The sequence below is a fragment of the Nocardia sp. NPDC004278 genome, from assembly GCF_053602975.1.
Genome location: NZ_JBSGEQ010000004.1, coordinates 1 through 18,549 on the forward strand (window position 1 = coordinate 1; position 18,549 = coordinate 18,549).

Annotated in this window: 20 protein-coding genes, 1 tRNA gene and 2 pseudogenes; 1 reads left to right on the plus strand and 22 read right to left on the minus strand. The window is 64.4% G+C overall.

Going from position 1 to position 18,549, the window contains the following annotated elements; all coding sequences use genetic code 11:
- From ACWEO2_RS07140 to ACWEO2_RS07215, 16 genes and pseudogenes are all read right to left on the minus strand, one after another.
- Positions 1 to 542, minus strand: a pseudogene (locus ACWEO2_RS07140) (DNA-directed RNA polymerase subunit beta); the annotation flags it as partial.
- Positions 543 to 922: 380 nt separating this feature from the next.
- A complete protein-coding gene (locus ACWEO2_RS07145; protein ID WP_452404534.1) occupies positions 923 to 1,630 on the minus strand; it encodes a hypothetical protein in 708 nt (235 codons plus the stop codon).
- An 11-nt stretch (positions 1,631 to 1,641) separates the two neighbouring features.
- Entirely contained in the window at positions 1,642 to 2,352 is a 711-nt protein-coding gene (locus tag ACWEO2_RS07150) for a hypothetical protein (RefSeq protein ID WP_452404535.1), read from the minus strand.
- 50 nt (positions 2,353 to 2,402) lie between these two features.
- Positions 2,403 to 3,644 (minus strand): MCE family protein, encoded by a 1,242-nt coding sequence (locus tag ACWEO2_RS07155; protein WP_452404536.1) that lies wholly within the window; start codon positions 3,642 to 3,644, stop codon positions 2,403 to 2,405.
- On the minus strand, positions 3,641 to 4,855 hold the full coding sequence (locus ACWEO2_RS07160) for an MCE family protein (protein ID WP_355179600.1): 1,215 nt from the start codon (positions 4,853 to 4,855) through the stop codon (positions 3,641 to 3,643). The genes ACWEO2_RS07155 and ACWEO2_RS07160 overlap by 4 nt, the downstream gene beginning before the upstream one ends.
- A gap of 134 nt (positions 4,856 to 4,989) precedes the next feature.
- Positions 4,990 to 6,264, minus strand: coding sequence for an MCE family protein (locus ACWEO2_RS07165; RefSeq protein ID WP_355179598.1), 1,275 nt, complete (start codon positions 6,262 to 6,264; stop codon positions 4,990 to 4,992).
- Position 6,265: 1 nt separating this feature from the next.
- Positions 6,266 to 7,276, minus strand: a complete 1,011-nt coding sequence (locus tag ACWEO2_RS07170) for an MCE family protein (RefSeq protein ID WP_354961086.1) — start codon at positions 7,274 to 7,276, stop codon at positions 6,266 to 6,268.
- Entirely contained in the window at positions 7,276 to 8,343 is a 1,068-nt protein-coding gene (locus ACWEO2_RS07175) for an MCE family protein (protein ID WP_452404833.1), read from the minus strand. The genes ACWEO2_RS07170 and ACWEO2_RS07175 overlap by 1 nt, the downstream gene beginning before the upstream one ends.
- 8 nt (positions 8,344 to 8,351) lie before the next feature.
- Positions 8,352 to 9,704, minus strand: a complete 1,353-nt coding sequence (locus tag ACWEO2_RS07180) for an MCE family protein (protein WP_452404537.1) — start codon at positions 9,702 to 9,704, stop codon at positions 8,352 to 8,354.
- Positions 9,705 to 9,744: 40 nt separating this feature from the next.
- The gene (locus tag ACWEO2_RS07185; RefSeq protein WP_355179642.1) at positions 9,745 to 10,545 is read right to left on the minus strand and encodes an MlaE family ABC transporter permease; all 801 of its coding nucleotides are present in this window, start codon (positions 10,543 to 10,545) and stop codon (positions 9,745 to 9,747) included.
- A 69-nt stretch (positions 10,546 to 10,614) separates the two neighbouring features.
- Positions 10,615 to 11,322: an MlaE family ABC transporter permease gene (locus ACWEO2_RS07190; protein ID WP_354961092.1), complete on the minus strand. Its 708-nt coding sequence runs from the start codon at positions 11,320 to 11,322 to the stop codon at positions 10,615 to 10,617.
- Positions 11,323 to 11,420: 98 nt separating this feature from the next.
- The gene (locus ACWEO2_RS07195) at positions 11,421 to 12,497 is read right to left on the minus strand and encodes an ABC transporter ATP-binding protein (protein WP_452404538.1); all 1,077 of its coding nucleotides are present in this window, start codon (positions 12,495 to 12,497) and stop codon (positions 11,421 to 11,423) included.
- 276 nt (positions 12,498 to 12,773) lie between these two features.
- Positions 12,774 to 13,151, minus strand: coding sequence for a 50S ribosomal protein L7/L12 (rplL, locus tag ACWEO2_RS07200; RefSeq protein ID WP_355179595.1), 378 nt, complete (start codon positions 13,149 to 13,151; stop codon positions 12,774 to 12,776).
- A gap of 66 nt (positions 13,152 to 13,217) precedes the next feature.
- Entirely contained in the window at positions 13,218 to 13,754 is a 537-nt protein-coding gene (gene rplJ / locus ACWEO2_RS07205; RefSeq protein WP_452404539.1) for a 50S ribosomal protein L10, read from the minus strand.
- A 319-nt stretch (positions 13,755 to 14,073) separates the two neighbouring features.
- Positions 14,074 to 14,199: a type II toxin-antitoxin system HicA family toxin gene (locus ACWEO2_RS07210; RefSeq protein ID WP_452404540.1), complete on the minus strand. Its 126-nt coding sequence runs from the start codon at positions 14,197 to 14,199 to the stop codon at positions 14,074 to 14,076.
- Positions 14,200 to 14,235: 36 nt separating this feature from the next.
- Entirely contained in the window at positions 14,236 to 14,448 is a 213-nt protein-coding gene (locus tag ACWEO2_RS07215) for a hypothetical protein (RefSeq protein WP_452404541.1), read from the minus strand.
- A gap of 43 nt (positions 14,449 to 14,491) precedes the next feature.
- On the opposite strand from ACWEO2_RS07215, the pseudogene ACWEO2_RS07220 reads away from it, so the two are divergent.
- A pseudogene (locus ACWEO2_RS07220) lies at positions 14,492 to 14,689 on the plus strand (MFS transporter); the annotation flags it as partial.
- A 255-nt stretch (positions 14,690 to 14,944) separates the two neighbouring features.
- Here the strand turns inward: ACWEO2_RS07220 and ACWEO2_RS07225 are convergent.
- The 6 genes from ACWEO2_RS07225 to ACWEO2_RS07250 all read right to left on the minus strand — a co-directional run bounded on the left by ACWEO2_RS07225 (position 14,945) and on the right by ACWEO2_RS07250 (position 18,405).
- Complete coding sequence (locus tag ACWEO2_RS07225) at positions 14,945 to 15,478, minus strand: NADPH-dependent FMN reductase (protein ID WP_452404542.1); 534 nt, start codon at positions 15,476 to 15,478, stop codon at positions 14,945 to 14,947.
- A 187-nt stretch (positions 15,479 to 15,665) separates the two neighbouring features.
- Entirely contained in the window at positions 15,666 to 16,379 is a 714-nt protein-coding gene (gene rplA, locus ACWEO2_RS07230) for a 50S ribosomal protein L1 (protein WP_452404543.1), read from the minus strand.
- A gap of 94 nt (positions 16,380 to 16,473) precedes the next feature.
- Positions 16,474 to 16,908 (minus strand): 50S ribosomal protein L11, encoded by a 435-nt coding sequence (gene rplK / locus ACWEO2_RS07235; protein ID WP_355179587.1) that lies wholly within the window; start codon positions 16,906 to 16,908, stop codon positions 16,474 to 16,476.
- A 111-nt stretch (positions 16,909 to 17,019) separates the two neighbouring features.
- A complete protein-coding gene (gene nusG, locus ACWEO2_RS07240) occupies positions 17,020 to 17,799 on the minus strand; it encodes a transcription termination/antitermination protein NusG (protein ID WP_354960290.1) in 780 nt (259 codons plus the stop codon).
- A 105-nt stretch (positions 17,800 to 17,904) separates the two neighbouring features.
- Complete coding sequence (gene secE / locus ACWEO2_RS07245) at positions 17,905 to 18,303, minus strand: preprotein translocase subunit SecE (protein ID WP_355179585.1); 399 nt, start codon at positions 18,301 to 18,303, stop codon at positions 17,905 to 17,907.
- A gap of 29 nt (positions 18,304 to 18,332) precedes the next feature.
- Positions 18,333 to 18,405, minus strand: a tRNA-Trp gene (locus ACWEO2_RS07250).
- Between the last annotated feature and the right edge of the window lie 144 nt (positions 18,406 to 18,549).

Below are 18,549 nucleotides of genomic sequence, written 5' to 3' on the forward strand. Positions count from 1 at the left end.
CCCTTGTCCACGCTGTGGTCGAAGTACACACCCGGCGAACGCACCAGCTGCGACACCACGACGCGCTCGGTGCCGTTGATGATGAACGTGCCCTTATCGGTCATCATCGGGAAATCACCCATGAAGACCGTCTGGCTCTTGATCTCACCGGTGTTGTTGTTGATGAACTCAGCGGTCACGAACAACGGCGCCGCGTAGGTCATATCCTTGTCTTTGCACTCGTCGATGGAGGCCTTGACCTCCTCGAAACGAGGATCCGAGAAAGACAGGGACATCGACCCGGAGAAGTCCTCGATCGGCGACAGCTCCTCGAGCACCTCCTCGAGTCCCCCGACTAGCCCGCCGTCACCGCGTGCCGCGGCTTTTTCACGCCAAGACGGCGAACCGATCAGCCATGCAAAAGAGTCGGTCTGTAGATCGAGAAGTCCGGGCACCTCCAAGGGTTCACGGATCTTCGCGAAAGACACCCGCAACGGGGCTCCGGGGATTCCGGCAACTGCCTTGGTCTGGGTGGAGACTGCCAAGATGCGTCCTTCCAGCACCTCACGCGCGTCGCGTGGTGGTCCGCGACCGTCGCTTGTCTGCTACGAATTCCGCTGGTCACAACCCGAACGAAACCCGAACAGGCAACAACGGAAGTAACACCGGAAGGGTGGAACTTACGTGTGCAAATCGAGGTATGGACAGGAGGCAGCCAGCGCAACGTCCAACCGTACACCCATACGCAAGGTGGTGTCAAAGTACCACCCGAACCAGCCGCCGCGGGGCGGCGCGCCGTGACCGTTATGACCGCGTGTCATGCCCGAATCGCTGGCTGCTTCGGGTAGCCACGGGGCTCATGAAGCCACTGTGACAGCTGCCGCTGTTGTGAATAGCGTGACGTGTCCGGCGAAACTCGTCAAGTGGCAGGGCCCGCAAGCGATTACTGGTCGACGATGGCCGAGGCCAGCCACTTTCCGTCGACCTTCTGCATCTTCAGCACGATCGGGCCGGACGCGCTCTGCTGCGCGGCGCCGTTCTTGTTCGCGCTGACCACGAAGTTCACCAGCAGCTCGGCCCGATCCTTGGTGAGCAAGGTCACCCCGATCGGATCGGCGAGCGCATCGGCGCTGGTCTGCGCCTGTTTCAGGGCGGCGAGATTGGTATCGGCGTACTTGTCGAAATCGGTCAGCATCTGGCCGGTGACGACCGCGTGCACGGCATCCTTGTAGCCGTCGAGTTTGTTCACGTCGTAGGCGTAAATGGTCTTCAGCGCATGGGAGGCGGCCGCGGTCACCTCCTCGGTGGCCTTGGTGTCCACGTAGCCCTGGTTCGAATCGTCGATGCCCGGACGGAACGCCGCGACCGTGGCGAATGCGCCGAGCAGCACGGTGGCGACGAGCATGGCCGCGACCAGCCCCCATCCCCGCCCCAGGCGCAGCCGCTGGGACCAGGGCCGCGACGGTGCGGGCCGTGGAGCGGGACGTACCGGCTCGGTCGTGCCCGCCACCTTGGTCCTGCGCTTCGCGGTGGACTCGTCGCTCGCGCGGGCGCCACGGCGGGTGGCGGCGGATCCGGCGCTGGCCGCGGTGCGGCCGACGGTGGGACGGTTGCGGGGAGTGACCCGATTGACTGGTCGACGAGATGCCATGGCGGGTTCTCCTACGATCCGGGCTTGGGCGGGGTGGCGCCCGCGGACGGCGTCGCACCGGTCTGCCCGGCAGCCGGCTGATTCACGGGGATGGGCTGACTCAGCGGACTCGCCTTCTCGGCCTTCCACACGTCACCCTGTTCGACCAGGTCCAGCGCCCAGGTCTGCCGGTAGGCATACGGCGCGGCATTCGGTGCGGTCCTGGTGGTCTGCAACACGATGAGCGCCGACGCGTGATCCCGCTCGGAGTTCAGCGCGGTCAGCGCGGAACCGACGACCTTGGATTCCAGCCTGGTCTTGGCCTCGGTGGCCTGCGAGCGGAATTGCTCCTGGGTCTTGGTGGCGTCATCGAGCAGCGATCCGGTCATCGAGGACTGGATCAGCTTGATCGATCCGTCGACATCATTGGGATCCAGCGACATCAGGTTGATCGCGGCCTGCCTGGCATCGGCGAGGGCGGTATCGCGCGCATCGGCGCGCGGACCGTCGGTGAAGAACGCCGCACGCACCCAGCCGGTGCCGAACCAGGCCGCGGCGATCAGTGCGACGACCAGCGCGGCGGCCGCGGCCATGGTGACCGCGAGTCGACCGGCGGGAGCGTCAGCGGACGCCTCTGCCGGGTGCGCGGAAACCGATGCCGTCGCGTCATGCGCCGCGGCATCAGCTTCCGTGGAATCGGTGCCGGTAGCAACCGGCGTTTCCTTGGACATGTCGATGCTCACAGCCAGACACCCTAACTTCGGTTACTGCGGCGTAGCCGCATAGGTCCTGTTCACCGCTTGGGCGTGACCCCCAACAGGGTGGCCATCTGCACGGCGATCGGGTTCAGGTTCAGCTTCTCCGGATCGGTTTTCGGGGTCGAATCCCAGGGCTGGACAATGCTCGGATCGGCCAGATCGGCGCGCGCTCCGCCCCGCACCGCCGTTGGATTACCAAACGGCACCGTGCATTTCGCGTCCTTGTTGAACGGGAATTCGTCGCGGGTGTCGTCGAAGTCCGGATTCTCCCGCTTCATCTGCTCGAGGATGCGCTGGGTGCCCTCGTAGCCCTGGGTGCATGCGGGCGGGTTGTTCACCTCGAGCACCAGGCCGAAGTGGCTGGTGCCGTCACCGGGTGCGGTGGACGACGCGCCGATGGACAGCGCGGGAATCATCTGCAGCAGCGGACGCAGCGCGTAGAACTTCGGCGAGATGGACACCATCAGCTGACGCAGGTTGGCCAGATCCTCGGTGAGTGCGCCGCCGCTCTCCTTCAGCAGTGCGCTGACCTGCTCGCCCGCATCGGTGCCGGTGCCGATCAGCCGCCGGATATCCGGATCGCTGGAGCGCAGCTGCGCGGTGAGCTCGTCGAGACCCTGGCTGAACTGCCGGATATAGCTCGACTGGTCCGCCTGGGTGCCCAGCGCGATCCGGCCGTCCCTGATCAGCTGGATCGTCTGCGGCAGACTGTCGCTGAATGCCGCGGTGAACTTGTTCAGCGAATCGACGAAGACTTTTAGATCGTCGCCCTTGCCGTCGAAGGCCCTGCCGAGTTCGGTGACGGTTTTATTCAGCGCGGTGAGATCGACCGAGCGGGTGAAGGTGTCCACGCTCTGCACCAGTTGCTCCACCGAGACCGGTGTCGTCGCCGAGCTGATCACCGAACCGTCGCGCAGGTACGGGCCGTGGTCGGCATCGGGCTGCAGGTCGACATACTGCTCACCGATGGCCGACCGGTTGGCAATGACGGCGCGCGCCGATTCCGGGACCTTCGGCGCGCTCGAATCCAGCACGAGTTTGATCGCCACACCGGTGTCGGTGAGTTCGAGATCGCCGACTCGGCCGACCGGGACGCCGCGGTAGGTCACCTCGGCGCCCTTGTAGATGCCGCCGGTCTGCTTGGCCTCGACCTTCACGTGGTACTCGCCGATGCCCAGCATGTGATCGAGCCGAACGTATTTGGCGCCGACGAAGACCACGCCGAGCACCGCGATCACGGCGAACGCGATCAGCTGATAGCGCACCAGGCGGGTCATCGCCGACCACCTCCGATTTGGTCGAGAATCGCCCCGAGCGGTCCGGCCGGCAGTTGCGGCAGGCCTGCCGGGAAGCGAGGCATGTTGGGCGGCAGCGGCAGCAGCGAAACCGTCGGCCAACCCGGGCGCGGGCCATTGCCGCCGTAGTACGGGTTGGTCGGATTCACCGGCACTTCCGGGCCGTACGGCGGCGGGATGTACACCGGATCGCCCTTGCCGACGCCGAGATTGCTCAGCGTGACACCGATCTGCTGGTCCACCGAGAGCCAGGTGTTCACCTGGCCGCCGAAGGTGCCCTCCAGCGTGGAGTCCGGGAACGGATAGGTCGGCACCAGGGGCAGCGCCGTGACCAGATCCGGTGCGGCCCTGCCGAGTTCCTGCAGGGTCGGACGCAGCGAGGTCAGATCCTTGATCAGATCGTCCTTGGAGTGGTTCAGCACGTCGAATCCGGCCTGTCCCACCCGATCCAGCTGCTGGAGCAGCGCAATCAGTTGCGGCCGTTGCTCGTTCAGGATCTTGATGCCCTGCGGCAGCTCATCGATGATCTTGCTGATCTGATCGGTCTGGGTGCTCACCCGGTTGCTCAGCGTGGCGAGTCCGTCGATGGCCCTGGTGATGTCGTCGACCTGATCGTTCAGCCCCGCGACCAACTTATTGGCCTGATCGAGCAGCGAGCGCACCCGCTCCTCACGGCCGCCCAGGGTCTTGTTCAGCTCGGTGACAATGGGCTGCAATTGCGCAACGCCGCCACCGTTGAGCAGCAACGACAACGCACCGAGCACCTGCTCGACCTCGGTCGCGTGCCTGGTGCGGTCGGCCGGAATGACCGAACCGTTGGTCAGCTTCTTGGTATCGGGCTGATCGGTGGGCTTGGACAGTTCGATGAACTTCTCGCCGAGCAGATTCGACTGCCGCACCTCGGCCCGCGCATTGGCGGGCAGATCAACCGAGGAGTTCACCACGGTGCGCACACTGGCGGTCCAGCCGTCCGGTGCGAGCGCGATGTCCTCGACCCGACCCACCGCAACGCCCTCGACCTTGACCGCGGACTGCGGCACCAGATCGAGTACATCGTCGAAGCGGATATCGATGGTCATCGGATGGTCACCGACATCGGCGCCACCGGGCAGCGGTACCGCGTAGATGCCTTCGGAGGAACACGAGGTCACCAGGACCGCGCTCATGCCGACAACCAGCGCGGAGCCGACCATTTCGAGCGACCTGCGAGCAGTCGCTACGCGGACCTTTTCGAGCGACCTGTAAGCAATCGCTACGCGGACCTTTTCGAGCGACCTGCGAGCAGTCGCTACGCGGAGAGTGCGTGCCGCGGAACGGACTCGCTTGTTCATCGCTGGCCACCTCCCTGCGAGGGCGGAAGTTGATCGGACGGGGTGCCCGGAACGGTGCCGGGCACCGGGGCGCGCTGCTCGTTCTCACCGCTGAGAATGCCGAACGGCAGGATCAGCGTCGGCGTCTGCACGCCCGCGGTGATCTGATCGGTAATCTCCTTGCAGTGCTCCAGAATCGGGCGCATCTGCTTGCCGAGCGCCTCGAATTTCGGATCGCCGGGCATCAACTTGCTCAGGTCGAGCATCTTGCACACCACACCGAACGGGTCCTGCAGATCGGTGAGGTTGGCGCGCATATCGAGGGTGCCGGATTCCGCGTTGTGGATATTGATCAGATTGCTCAGTGCCAGCGGCAGCACCGGCAATGCCGCGGCGAGATCATCGCGCTGCTTGGCCAGCGTCGCGGTGAGCGTGGTCAGGCCCTTGGCGTTCTGCTGGACCAGATCCCGGTTCTCATCGATGAACCGGGCGACATCACCCAGTGCGATCGACAGCAGATTCAGCGCCGCACCGAGATCCTGACGTTCCCCGGCGAGGAACGTCGACAGATCCGCGAGCTGGGCATTGAACTGCCGCACCTGCTGGTCGTTCTGGGCCAGCATGGTGACGAAGGTCTGCAGATTCTTGACCGTGTCGAAGATATCGCCGCGGGTATCACTGAGGTACCGCGTCGCGCGCGAGAGCTGAGTGATGGCGTTGGCCAGCGCCTCGCCGTTGCCCGCCAGATTCGCCGCCGAGGTGCGTACCAGTTGGTTCACCGCGCCCTCGGCATTGGCGCCATTGGGGCCCAACGCGTCGGAGAGTTCGGTAATGCTCTTGTACAGCTGGTCGACCTCGACCGGGGTGACCGTGCGATCGCGCGGAATGGTCGCGGTGCGTGCCATTTTCGGACCGCCGGAGTAGGCCGGGGTCAGCTGGATGTAGCGATCGGAGACGATCGATGGCGTGATCTGCGCGGCCTTGGCTTCGGCGGGGATATCGTATTTGCGGTCGACACTCATCACCACCTTGACCTGATCACCTTGCGGCTCAACCGAATCCACGTGCCCGACCGGCACACCGAGTATCCGCACATCTGAACCCTGGTAGATACCGACGGAGCGGTCGAAGTATGCGGTGATCTTGGTTGTGGTCATCCGGTCGAAGAGCCACCACAGCGCCCCGGCCACGACCAATGCCGCGATCAAACCGATCGCGATGGCCACCTTGGTGCCACGACCCGAGGACCGCAGTGTGGTCAGCGGTTCCTTACGAGGCCAGTTCACCCCCATGTCAGTTACCTCCCATGGTGCGCACCGGCGGCCGGTTGCCCGGAATCTCCGGCAGGCCGGGCGGGACCAGGTTCACGATTACCGCGTCGAACCAGCGGCCGGTGCCGAGTACGTTGGCGTAGAGGCCGTAGAACGGAGCCGCGAGTTCCAGCGTCTTGGAAATGTTCTGCTGGTTGTCGTTCAGCAGGTCGATCGCTGACTTCAGGTTGGTCAGCGCCGTCCCGATCTGCTTCTCGTTGTCGGCGACGAGTGCACTCAGCTCGGCGGACACCGTCCTGGCGCCGCTGAGCAGCTGCGCGATCGACTGCTGCCGAATATTCAGCTCCGCCAACAGCTGTCCGCCATTGGCGAGCAGGCGCTCGAACTGCTGATTGCGGTCCGCGAGCACTCCGGTGGTCTGCCTGGCCGCGGCGAACAGCTTCTTCAGCTCCTCATCGCGCTTGGCCAGCGTCTCCGAGAGCCGGGCCACGCCGTCGATGGAGTTGCGGATCTCCGGCGGCGTCGTTTCGAACGCCTCGGAGAGCACTCGCATGCTGGTGGCCAGCTGTGCGGTGTCGATCTTGTCGATGTTGTTGGCCGCGTCGCTGAACGCGTCCACCACGTCGTACGGAGATACCGTGCGTGACAGCGGGATCGCCTTGCTCGGATTCGCGGGCTCGGAACCCTTCGGGTCCAGCGCCAGGTACTTCTGGCCGAGCACGGTCTTGATCTGGATGGAGGCGGTCGTCTCGTTGCCGATCCAGGCGTCCTGGGTGCGGAAGTCGACGAGCACCTTGTTGCCGTCGAGCCGAACATCCGATACCGCGCCGACTTTCACGCCCGCGATGCGCACCTCATTGCCCTTCTTGAGGCCAGCGGCCTCAGAGAACTCCGCAGTGTATTTGGTACCAGCGCCGATAATCGGCAGCCGGTCCAGGAAGAACGCGGAGATCGTCACGAGCAGCACCATGGCAAGGCCGAGCACACCCATGAACGCGGGGCTGCGCTTGCCGAGCAGGATCCGGTCGTCCATCAGTGACCCCCCTTCCCCTGGCAGCGCGGTGCGGCATTGGTGTAGATCGGCTGGTTGACCGTCGGCAGCCCGGCCGGGAGGTTGAGCTGCGGTGCGTCCACCGCGCCCGGCCCGACCACGATGTCGATACCGCACAGGTAGAACTGGAACCACGAGCCGTAACTGCCGGCGCGGCCGAGTTTTTCCATCTTGATCGGCAGGTTGGTCAGCGCCGTATTCACTTCGTCCTTGCGCTCGTCGATGGTGCCGGTCAGCTGGCTGAGTCCGGCGATCGAGCCCTGCAACGTCGGGCGGGTCGGCACCAGCAGATCCGCGGTGGCCGAGGCCAGATTGCCGAGCGAGGTCACCGAGCTGCCGATGGTGTCGCGGTCGGCGGCCAGCCCGCTGACCAGCGCCTCGGTATTGACGATCAGCTGATCGAACTGGCCCTCGCGCTCATTGACCGCATTGAGCACGGCCGTCAGGTTCTTCACCAGCTCACCGATGACGGCGTCCTTATCGGCGATCTTGTTGGTCAGATTCGCGGTGGTCGCCACCAGATCGTGAATGGTGCCCTGCTCGCCCTGGAAGACCTGAATGATCTCGTAGGACAGCTTGTTCACATCGTCGGCGGTGAGCGTCTGGAACAGCGGCCGGAAGCCGTTGAACAGCGTGGTCAGGTTCAGCGCTGGCTTGGTGTGCTCGAGCCCGATGGTCGCGCCCTTATTGAGCTTGCGGCCCTGCTCCCCCGCGCCCTGTTCGAGCGCGATATAGCGCTGGCCGACCAGGTTTCGGTAGCGGATGGTCGCCGTCGTCGAGGCGGGCAGCCAATTGCGGTCGGTCAGTTCGAAGCCGACCTCGGCCTGGCGCTTGTCCACGATCGAGACACTGGTGACCTTCCCGACCCGTACGCCCGCGATACGCACCTCGTCGCCTTTGTTGAGCGAGGTGACATCGCTGAAGCGGGCCTTGAACGGGGTGCCGCGGCCGGTGTAGTTCGCGATCGAGAGCCCGAGGACCGTGGTCGCGAAAAGGGTGACGATGATGAAGATGACGAGTTTGGTCAGCGGCGATCCGAGGCCGCGCATCTTTTCCTTCATCGCACGCTCACCTCGCTGCCGCGGAATGCGGGTGCACCGATCCGGGTGACCCAGCTGGGCACCTGCTCGGGCGAAACACCGTTCGCCGCACCATAGATCGCGCCGAGGGTCCGCTGTTCGGTCGGCGAACCCACCGTGGTCGGCACATTCGCAGCCGGATACATCCCGAACTGCGGCACCGACAAGTTACCGCTGACCTGGTCACCCGGATTGCGGCTTGGCACCGCATAGGAGCCGTCATTGCTCGGTCCGCCGGTGTACTGGCCCGGATCGGTGAACACCGGGTACTCCGGCACACACCACGGTCCGCGGGTGTCGAGCCAGCGTGGCTCGTCCTGGTTGGGCAGGTACTTACCGCGGGTATTGGTCAGCTCCACCGACACTCGGGAGCCGGGCCGCGAGGTGCCCATACCCATGATCTGGTCGATGCGCGGCTTCATCTTGGCGAAGTTCGCCATCGCGCAGGCGTAGGTCGGCGAATAGGTGGCCAGCAGTTCCAGCGCTGGGCGGGAGTCGGCGGCCAGGTCGATGATGTTGTCGCGGTTGGCGATCAGGAAGTCCGCGGTGCTGGCCGCGGTCGGGTTCAGCGTCGCCAGCAGCGTGTCGATCTGCGGGCGGCGCTGCACGATGGTCGCGTTGGTGGTGCGCAGATTGTCGAAGGCGTCGACCAGCTGCGGCAGGGCGTCGGAGTAGGTGGCCGCCACATCGGCGAAGCTCACCAGATCCTGCTTGATATCGGGCATCACACCGTTGAGGTCGCGGAAGATGGTGTCCAGCTTGTCCACCGACTCACCCAGTGCCACACCCTGACCCGATAGCGCCTGCGACAGCGCACCGAGGGTGGAGGCGAGGTCCTGCGGCGGAATCGCCTGCAGCAGCGGCAGCACATCGTCGAGCAGCTTGCTGATCTCGATGGCATTGCCGCTCTTGTCCTGATGCAGCGTGACGCCAGCGGACAGGTGCTGCTTGCTGGGTTCGTCCGGGATGATGAGGTCCACGTACCGCTCGCCGAAGAGCGTCTTCGGCAGCAGCCTAGCCGTGGCGTTGACCGGAATCTGGGTGGCCTTGCCGGGATCGATCGCCAGGTCGAGGGTCACCTGACCACCCTCGGATCGGCTGGACCTGACCTCGCCGACGTTGACGCCGCGCACCTTCACATCGGCATTGCGGGTCAGCGCATTTCCCACACTGTCGGTGACCAGGTTGACCCGGACGGTGTCGACGAACGCCTTGTTGTAGATCGCGACCGTCGTCACCAGAAATAGTGCACAGACCAAGAAGAACGCGATGCCGAGCAGTCGGACGCGCAATTTCTCCGTCGCGCGCCACATCTGCACGCGATTACTCATGACGGCACCTCACTGCTTGCCGTTTCGATGATCGGCGCCCTCATCCCGCAACCCGCACCGTCGTTGTCGTACCCCAAATGGCGAGGCTGAGGAAGAAGTCCAGAACATTCACCAACACAATCGCCGCGCGCACCGCGCGGCCCACTGCGACACCGACACCGGCCGGTCCGCCGGTGGCGTTGAAGCCGTAATAGCAATGCACCATGATGATCACGAATGCGAAGACCAAGACTTTGACGAACGAATATAAGACGTCTTCAGGTGGCAGGAACAGACCGAAATAGTGGTCATAGGAGCCACTGGATTGTCCGTTGAACCAGATGCTGATCATTCGTGATGCCAGGAATGTGCCGAGCAGCCCGACGATGTAGAGCGGAATGACCGCGAGGAAGCCCGCGATCACCCGGGTGGTCACCAGGAAAGGCACACCCGGCACCGCCATCACTTCGAGTGCGTCGATCTCCTCGGAGATCCGCATCGCACCGAGCTGTGCGGTGAATCCACAACCGACCGTTGCCGATAGCGCGAGCGCGGCGACCAGCGGCGCGATCTCCCGGGTATTGATATAGGCGGTGAGGAAGCCGGTCAGCACCGAGCTGCCGAGCGAGTCCAAGGCCTTGAAGCCCTGCAGGCCGACGACAACGCCGACCGAACCGGACATGAAGATGATGACGCCGATGGTGCCGCCGATGACGGCCAGCGCGCCACTGCCGAAGGTCACCTCGGCGAGCAGCCGCATGACCTCCTTGCGGTAGTGCACAGCGGTGCGCGGAATCCAGGCAATGGCCTTGGAGTAGAACGACATCTGATCGCCGGCGCGGTCGACGACGTTCACCGGCATGCGCGCGATCTCACGGACCCGGCGGGCGGATTTCGCCAGGGCCGGGGGGCGGTACGAGGTGGCCACGGGTCAGGCGCCCTTGGCGGGGACGACTTGCAGATACACCAGGGTCAGGATCAAGTTCACGAAGAACAGAACCATGAAGGTGATAACCACGGATTGGTTCACCGCGTCTCCGACTCCTTTCGGGCCCCCTTTGGGATGCAACCCCTTGTACGCGGCGATCACACCTGCGAGCAGACCGAATATCAAGGCTTTGATTTCGCCGATCCACAGGTCAGGCAGCTGGGCCAGTGCGGAGAACGAAGCGAGGTAGGCGCCGGGCGTGCCGCCTTGCAGCCCGACATTGAAGAAGTAGCCACCGGCGATGCCGACCACCGACACCAGACCGTTGAGCAGCAGCGCGACCAGCATCATGCCGAGCACGCGTGGCACAACGAGCTTCTGCACCGGATCGACGCCGAGCACCTCGAGCGCGTCGATCTCCTCACGGATGGTGCGCGAGCCGAGGTCGGCGGCGACCGCCGATCCGGCCGCGCCCGCGATGATCAACGCGGTGACAACGGGAGCGGCCTGCTGGACGGTAGCCAACACGCTGGTTGCGCCGGTAAAGGATTCGGCGCCGAGTTGTTTGATCAAAGAGCCGGTCTGCAGCGCGACAACCGCACCGAACGGAATGGCGACCAGTGCGCTCGGCAGGATCGAGACACTCGCGATGAACCACGACTGCTCGATGAATTCGCGCAACTGAAAAGGCCGCTTGAACGTCTTGCGCATCACGTCGATGAGCAGCGCAAAGATGTTGCCGGCCTGGCCAAACCCCGACTCCACAGGAGTCCGCAATCGCGCCAGGGTGGAATTCACGATCGCAGATGTTACCCGTTAGTTGTGTTGTGGCGCACGGTAGTGTCGAACGAGCCACCCTGGTATCCACCCTGGTCGCCGTTCTGGTACGCCATCACCTGCGTATCGTCGTTCTGATCAAGTGACTCGCGAATAGCCACCTGGGCCGCATGCGGCAGGGTGTGCATGATTTCGCGGACTCGCGCCTGGCGGCGAAGTACGGCCTGGCGTACCGGCATACCGGGCGTCGCCCGCATCTGCGGGATGATGCCCTCGACCTCCTCGGCGCCACCGTGATGGTGACCGGCGTCGACGAGCGCCTGCTCGCGCGCCATCTGGGCCTCGTCCTTCTCCTCGGACATACCGATCGGACCGATCATGCGACCGTTGAGGAACTGCTTGACCACCGGCTCCTCCGAGGTGAGCAGCACCTCGCGCGGACCGAACATCACCAGGGAGCGGCGGAACAGCATGCCGATGTTGTCGGGCACCGTACGGGCCAGGTTGATGTTGTGGGTCACGATCAGGATCGTCGCGTCGATTTGAGCGTTGATATCGATCAGCAACTGCGACAGATACGAGGTACGCACCGGATCCAAGCCGGAGTCGGGCTCGTCGACCAGAATGATCTGCGGATCCAGCACCAGTGCCCGCGCCAGACCGGCACGCTTGCGCATACCACCGGAGATCTCACCCGGCAGCTTGCCCTCCGCGCCGAGCAGACCGGTCAGCTCGAGCTTCTCCATCACGATCTTCTTGATCTCGGACTCGGACTTCTTGGTGTGCTCACGCAACGGGAACGCCACATTGTCGAACAGGTTCATCGACCCGAACAGCGCACCGTCCTGGAACAGCACACCGAACAGCTTGCGGATTTCGTAGAGCTCCTTATTGGAGCAGGTGGTGATATCGGTGCCATCGATAAAGATCGAACCGCGCTCCGGACGCAGCAAACCGATCAACGACTTCAAAAACACCGATTTACCGGTACCCGAGGGGCCGAGCAGCGCGCTGACCTCACCCGAAGGCAGCGTCAGCGAGACATCCTGCCAAATACGCTGTGAACCAAAGGATTTGGTAACACCTTCGGTCCTGACCTCGACGCCCACGCCTACCTCCACAAATTCTCAGCGAGCAGCCCACCGGCGAACCGCGCTATCGGGTATCACGGTGTGTCGCGTCACAGTGGGTGCGGTCACTGTATCCCATGAGCATGACGCGGCACACCCTAACCTGACCGAAGAGTAACCCCGAATCACTCTCAGTAATCGCATTACCGTCGCATGCTCCGGGGCAAAGCAAACGGGCGGTCCCCGCTGGGGACCGCCCGTTCGACGACGCAGCCGTGGCGACCACTTGCGGGTCGCTCGGCGGGGTCAAGTGAATTACTTGACCGAGACCTTGGCGCCAGCCTCTTCCAGCTTCGCCTTGGCAGCCTCGGCGGCATCCTTGGCGACCTTCTCCAGGATCGGCTTCGGGGCACCCTCGACCAGGTCCTTGGCTTCCTTCAGGCCCAGGCCGGAGACGATCTCGCGGACCACCTTGATGACCTGGATCTTCTTCTCGCCCGCACCCTCGAGGATGACGTCGAACTCGTCCTGCTCCTCGGCGGCCTCGGCCGGAGCGGCACCGGCGACGGCGGCGACGGCGACCGGAGCAGCCGCGGTGACCTCGAACTTCTCCTCGAACTTCTTGACGAAGTCCGACAGCTCGAGCAGGGTCATTCCGGCGAAGGTCTCGAGCAGTTCGTCAACGTTGGCCATTGTTGTTTCCTTTCGGTAGTTGGTTGTCTATGTGGGCGAGCCGCAAACGAGTCACCCGCATGGGTGTTACTCGGCGGCAGCTCCGCCTTCGGCCTGCTTCTTCTCCTGCAGGGCGGCGGCCAGGCGGGCCACCTGCGAAGCGGGAGCGTTGAACAGACCGGCAGCCTTCGCCAGGTTGCCCTTCATGGCGCCTGCCAGCTTGGCCAGCAGCACCTCGCGGGACTCCAGGTCGGCGATCTTCTCGACCTCGGCAACGGACAGCGCGTTGCCGTCCATGTACCCGCCCTTGATGATGAGCGCCTTGTTGTCCTTGGCGAAGGTCTTGATGGCCTTCGCCGCGTCGACCGGCTCGCCCTTGATGAAGGCGATGGCGGTCGGTCCGACGAACAAGTCGTCCAGGCCAACGACGCCCGCCTCGGCGGCCGCACGCTTGACCAGGGTGTTCTTGGCGACGGAGTAGGTAGCGCCTTCGCCGAGCGCGCGACGCAGATCGGTGAGCTTACCGACCGACAGACCACGGTATTCCGTGATGACGGTGGCCGACGAGCTCCTGAACTGCTCCGTGATCTCTTCGACCGCGGTGACCTTCTCGGGTTTTGCCATACTTCGCCTCCTCTCTGGATGTCGGTTCGTATTCGAACTGCCGAGTACCAGGGGCCAGCGATAAAGCAAACGCCCCGAACGCAGAGCGTTCCGGGGCGCAACAGGTGATCGACCCGGCGTGCACCGGATCAATTCCCAGCCTCGGTCCTCCCTGCGTGGGCCGCCGACTTGATGCCGGACCTTCGACCACGCCCGAGCGGGCGCAGCGACCAACGGTCTTCGGTAGAACGGATTGGGTAGTCATCGAACTCGTCGATTACTGCCATCCAATGTACAGGTCTGGCCCGGCGCCTGCCAAAACGGGTCTACAACAGGTCCGTTAGTTCCGCGACACGGTGCGTCCGTCTGGATGCTGCATGATGTGGCGGCTACCTCTGATCCGCGTTAGTGACCACCCCCACTTCTCAAGGGCACGTACAACTTTCGCACCCGCCACAGCAGGCATCGGCGGCAACTGGTTCCCCCTCGAGTCGAATGGAAACTATGAGGCGACGTCCAAGGTTACGGTCATCTCGTCCGGTGGACCGACTACTTCCAGCAATCCGATCAAGCCCTCGCGCAGATCGGCGAGCGCCGCCTCGGGCGTGTCACCGTCACCGAAGGCTCCGACGCCTGGACGAAGGACAGCGCTGGCGCACCATACGCCATCCTCATCCTGTTCCAGTACGTAAGGAACATGCACTGTGCGGCTCATGGCCCAACCATCCCCCCGGCACGGGGGTATGGTTGCCGTGCTGTTGATCCCCGGCGCGCTCTCGGAGTCCATGGGCAGCGTCATCGCCGCCCGGGCCGCGATGGGCATCTTCGCCGCGGCAGTCTTCCCCGCGACACTGGCGCTGATCATCAATATCTTCACCGACAAGCGCGAGCGCGCGCTGGCCATCGCCGCCTGGACCGCGATGGCCGGATTCGCCATCGCGATCGGGCCGATCTCTGACCACCCACAGCGCGAAAACCTCATCACCGCAATGAAAACCGCCGCCCTGCAGGGTTCACATGCCGCATCCCTGGCGACCGCGGCCGCGGGTCGTGGTGTGTGCGCTGATCGTCGCCATCTTCCTGCCGTGGGGTGCGCAGCAGGGCGAATCGGTACTGCTCGGCTGGCGCAAATCCACCGAGCACTCGGATAGCTGACCATCGAGGCGAGTCGAACGGTGCTTCGGCCCCCTTCGACTCGCCTCTGCGATGGGTCAGGCAGGGGTCGCCTGGCGGACCAGGCGGGTCAATGCCGCGAGTGCGCCGGTGCGAAACTCGGGTGCGGTGACCAGGCCGTTGCCGTCGACGGCGTCCCGGGCCACGGGGAGTCGGACACAGGTGTCCGGGTCGACGGCGGCACCGACATAGCCCAGCACTGTGGTCAGGGCGGTGGCCGCGCCTTCACCACGGCCTCGGGCCGCGACATTGAGGAAGGCCGTTGGCTTTTCGTAGAGGTCGGCGGTGCCGACGGTCCAATCCAGCAGGTTCTTGAAGCTGCCGGGGAGGGTGCCCGCATATTCGGGTGTGCAGAGCAGTACCGCGTCGGCGCGCGAAATGTGTTCGTGCAGTGCGACAACCGACGGATGGCCGGTTCCGTCGTCATCGGGACTGAATGCCGGAAGGTCGGCGAGGCCCTCATACCAGAAGGTCTCGATGCCCTCCGGTGCGATCGCCGCCACGGTGCGCAGTGCGGCGGTATTGGTCGAAGCACTACGTGTGCTTCCGGAAATTAGCAGAACGGCGGTCACTGCAGGGGCAACCACCGCCGCGCGCGAATTAGTCCGGTCGGCGGTGCTTGCACTGGAGCGACACCCGCAATCGGCCGCAACGCGCAGAGGGCGGGAACGCGATTCGCGTTCCCGCCCTCTGCGGTACTGCTCAGCTTGCCTGCGGCAATTCAGCCTTCGCGGTGAACTACCGAAGCTCGGGTGCTACTTACGCATCCTCGTCGAGGAGGTTGCGGGTGCGGTTCGGGTCCACCGGGATGCCCGGTCCGGTGTTCGTCGAGACCGTCACCTTCTTGACGTAGCGGCCCTTGGCGGTCGACGGCTTGGCGCGCAGGATCTCATCCAGTGCGGCGCCGTAGTTCTCCACCAGCTTGGCATCGTCGAAGGACGCCTTGCCGATGACGAAGTGCAGGTTGGCCTGCTTGTCGACGCGGAAGTTGATCTTGCCGCCCTTGATGTCGTTGACGGCCTTGGTCACATCGTTGGTAACCGTGCCCGTCTTCGGGTTCGGCATCAAGCCGCGCGGGCCGAGGACACGCGCGATCCGGCCGACCTTGGCCATCTGGTCCGGGGTGGCGATCGCGGCGTCGAAGTCCAGCCAGCCGCCCTGGATCCGCTCGATCAGATCCTCGGCGCCGACCGCGTCCGCACCGGCGGCCTCGGCCTCGGCGGCCTTCTCACCGGCCGCGAACACGATGACGCGGGCGGTCTTACCGGTGCCGTGCGGCAGGTTGACCGTGCCGCGGACCATCTGGTCGGCCTTGCGGGGATCCACACCGAGACGAACGGCGACCTCGACGGTCGCGTCGGTCTTGGTGGTTGCGGTCTCCTTCGCCAGGCGCGCGGCGGCCAGCGGGGAGTAGAGCTGATTGCGATCGACCTTCTCGGCCGCGGCGAGATACGCCTTGCTTCGTTTTGCCATTTTGTCTGTGTCCTTATCGGTGTTCAGATGTGGTTGCCGGGCCTGGCTGGCCCTCCCACGTGGATCCCGGCAGCTGGTCCGGGATTACGGGAACTCAGCCCTCGACGGTGATACCCATCGAGCGAGCGGTACCCGCGATGATCTTGGCCGCCTGGTCGATGTCCTTGGCGTTCAAATCTTCCTGCTTGGTCTTGGCGATCTCCCGGACCTGGTCCATGGTGACCTTCGCGACCTTGGTCTTGTGCGGCTCGGCCGAACCCTTCTGCACACCAGCGGCCTTGAGCAGCAGCCGAGCAGCGGGCGGGGTCTTCAGCTTGAAGTCGAAGGTCCGGTCCTCGTACACCGAGATCTCGACCGGAATGACGTTGCCACGCTGCGATTCGGTCGCGGCGTTGTACGCCTTGCAGAACTCCATGATGTTGACGCCGTGCTGACCGAGCGCGGGGCCGACCGGAGGGGCCGGATTCGCCTGGCCGGCCTGGATCTGAAGCTTGATGATCCCGGCGAGCTTCTTCTTCTTGGGGGGCATCTTTCTTTCCTAGGTGTTTGTTTTCCTTGCTCTTTGCAAGTCCAAGGTGAATCAACCCGTGGTCCGGGCCGATCCATTCCGTCGCCCCGTCGCCGGGGCGGCAGAGTTGGTCTAGATCTTCGCGACCTGGGTGAACGCCAGCTCGACCGGGGTCTCGCGACCGAAGATCGACACGAGCACCTTGAGCTTCTGCTGCTCGGCGTTGACCTCGGAAATGCTGGCGGGCAGCGTCGCGAACGGGCCGTCCATCACGGTCACCGACTCGCCGACCTCGAAATCGACCTCGATGACCGGCTTGGGTGCGATATCGGTGGCGGCCGCGGTCGCCGCGGCGGCCTCGGCAGCGGGCTTCTTCTGCTGCTGCGCGGCCGGGACCAGGAACTTCACCACGTCATCGATGGAAAGCGGCGACGGGCGCGAGGTGGCGCCGACGAAGCCGGTGACACCGGGGGTGTTGCGCACCGCGCCCCACGACTCGTCGTTGAGCTCCATCCGGACCAGGATGTAGCCGGGCAGCACCTTGCGGTTGACGTGCTTGCGCTGGCCGTTCTTGATCTCGGTGACCTCTTCGGTCGGCACCTCGACCTGGAAGATGTAGTCCTCGAGGTCCAGGTTCTGTACGCGGGTCTCGAGGTTGGCCTTCACCTTGTTCTCGTAACCGGCGTAGGAGTGGATCACGTACCAGTCGCCGGGGGCGCGCCGCAGCGCGGCCTTCATCTCGGCAACGGGGTCGGCGGGCTCGGCATCGACAGGAGCAGCCTCGACAGCTTCGGCGTCAGCGGCGTCGGATTCGTCGACCACAGCTTCCTCGACGGCCACGGACTCCTCGATGGTCTCCACCGCGTCGTCGACCGGGAACTCGTCGGTTGTGTCGTTCTCCGGGGTGCTCACTGGGGCACTCGCTTCCTGTGTCGTCACGTACATCCTTTGCGTACCGGGCCGGGCGCGCTATAACGCGCCAACCCGGGATCGGCTACCGGCGTCGGCGGCGATCAGCTAGCCGAACAGCCAGTTGACACCTTTGATGAACGCCAGATCCAATCCGCTGATGAACGCGACCATGAAGATCACGAACACCAGAACAACGCTCGTATAGGTGACCATTTGCTTCCGGTTGGGCCAGATCACCTTGCGCAGTTCCGCGATAACTTCACGCAGGAACTTGATCAAACGCTTGAACGGGTTACCCGTCTTCTTGCGCTCGGCCCGATCGGTCTTCTTGGCTGCCTTGGCCAGGGTGGGCCGGTCGATCGTGGCGACCGAACCCGTATCGGCCTGCGACGCGGAGCGACCCCGCCGGGCGGACCGCTTGCCGCTCGGCCGAGCCATGGCGGCGGTGTCGTCGCCATCCTCGGCAGCATGCGCGCCGTGGCGAGTATCCCGCTCGTCGACCACGTCGATCCTTTCGTCGCTGGCATCCAGGGCAGGGGCGACAGGACTTGAACCTGCAACCTGCGGTTTTGGAGACCGCTGCTCTGCCAATTGAGCTACGCCCCTTTGGTCGGACGATCGCAGCTGTCCGACCACTGTTCTGTATTCAGTTGTCGTTCTTACCTATCCGGTGTCACACAACACGCGCGCTACTCCGGCAGTTGCCGACCCCGTGGCGAATCCTTGTGGACTCACCTGGAGCCAGCCCTG

Excerpts from the sequence above, each read along its gene's own strand:
- ACWEO2_RS07145 (WP_452404534.1), bottom strand. The coding sequence starts at position 1,630 with ATGGCATCTCGTCGACCAGTCAATCGGGTCACTCCCCGCAACCGTCCC.
- ACWEO2_RS07155 (WP_452404536.1), bottom strand. The coding sequence starts at position 3,644 with ATGACCCGCCTGGTGCGCTATCAGCTGATCGCGTTCGCCGTGATCGCG.
- ACWEO2_RS07160 (WP_355179600.1), bottom strand. The coding sequence starts at position 4,855 with ATGGTCGGCTCCGCGCTGGTTGTCGGCATGAGCGCGGTCCTGGTGACC.
- ACWEO2_RS07165 (WP_355179598.1), bottom strand. The coding sequence starts at position 6,264 with ATGGGGGTGAACTGGCCTCGTAAGGAACCGCTGACCACACTGCGGTCC.
- ACWEO2_RS07170 (WP_354961086.1), bottom strand. The coding sequence starts at position 7,276 with ATGGACGACCGGATCCTGCTCGGCAAGCGCAGCCCCGCGTTCATGGGT.
- ACWEO2_RS07175 (WP_452404833.1), bottom strand. The coding sequence starts at position 8,343 with ATGCGCGGCCTCGGATCGCCGCTGACCAAACTCGTCATCTTCATCATC.
- ACWEO2_RS07180 (WP_452404537.1), bottom strand. The coding sequence starts at position 9,704 with ATGAGTAATCGCGTGCAGATGTGGCGCGCGACGGAGAAATTGCGCGTC.
- ACWEO2_RS07185 (WP_355179642.1), bottom strand. The coding sequence starts at position 10,545 with ATGCCGGTGAACGTCGTCGACCGCGCCGGCGATCAGATGTCGTTCTAC.
- ACWEO2_RS07190 (WP_354961092.1), bottom strand. The coding sequence starts at position 11,322 with ATGCGCAAGACGTTCAAGCGGCCTTTTCAGTTGCGCGAATTCATCGAG.
- rplL (WP_355179595.1), bottom strand. The coding sequence starts at position 13,151 with ATGGCCAACGTTGACGAACTGCTCGAGACCTTCGCCGGAATGACCCTG.
- rplJ (WP_452404539.1), bottom strand. The coding sequence starts at position 13,754 with ATGGCAAAACCCGAGAAGGTCACCGCGGTCGAAGAGATCACGGAGCAG.
- ACWEO2_RS07210 (WP_452404540.1), bottom strand. The coding sequence starts at position 14,199 with ATGCCTGCTGTGGCGGGTGCGAAAGTTGTACGTGCCCTTGAGAAGTGG.
- ACWEO2_RS07215 (WP_452404541.1), bottom strand. The coding sequence starts at position 14,448 with ATGAGCCGCACAGTGCATGTTCCTTACGTACTGGAACAGGATGAGGAT.
- rplA (WP_452404543.1), bottom strand. The coding sequence starts at position 16,379 with ATGGCAAAACGAAGCAAGGCGTATCTCGCCGCGGCCGAGAAGGTCGAT.
- rplK (WP_355179587.1), bottom strand. The coding sequence starts at position 16,908 with ATGCCCCCCAAGAAGAAGAAGCTCGCCGGGATCATCAAGCTTCAGATC.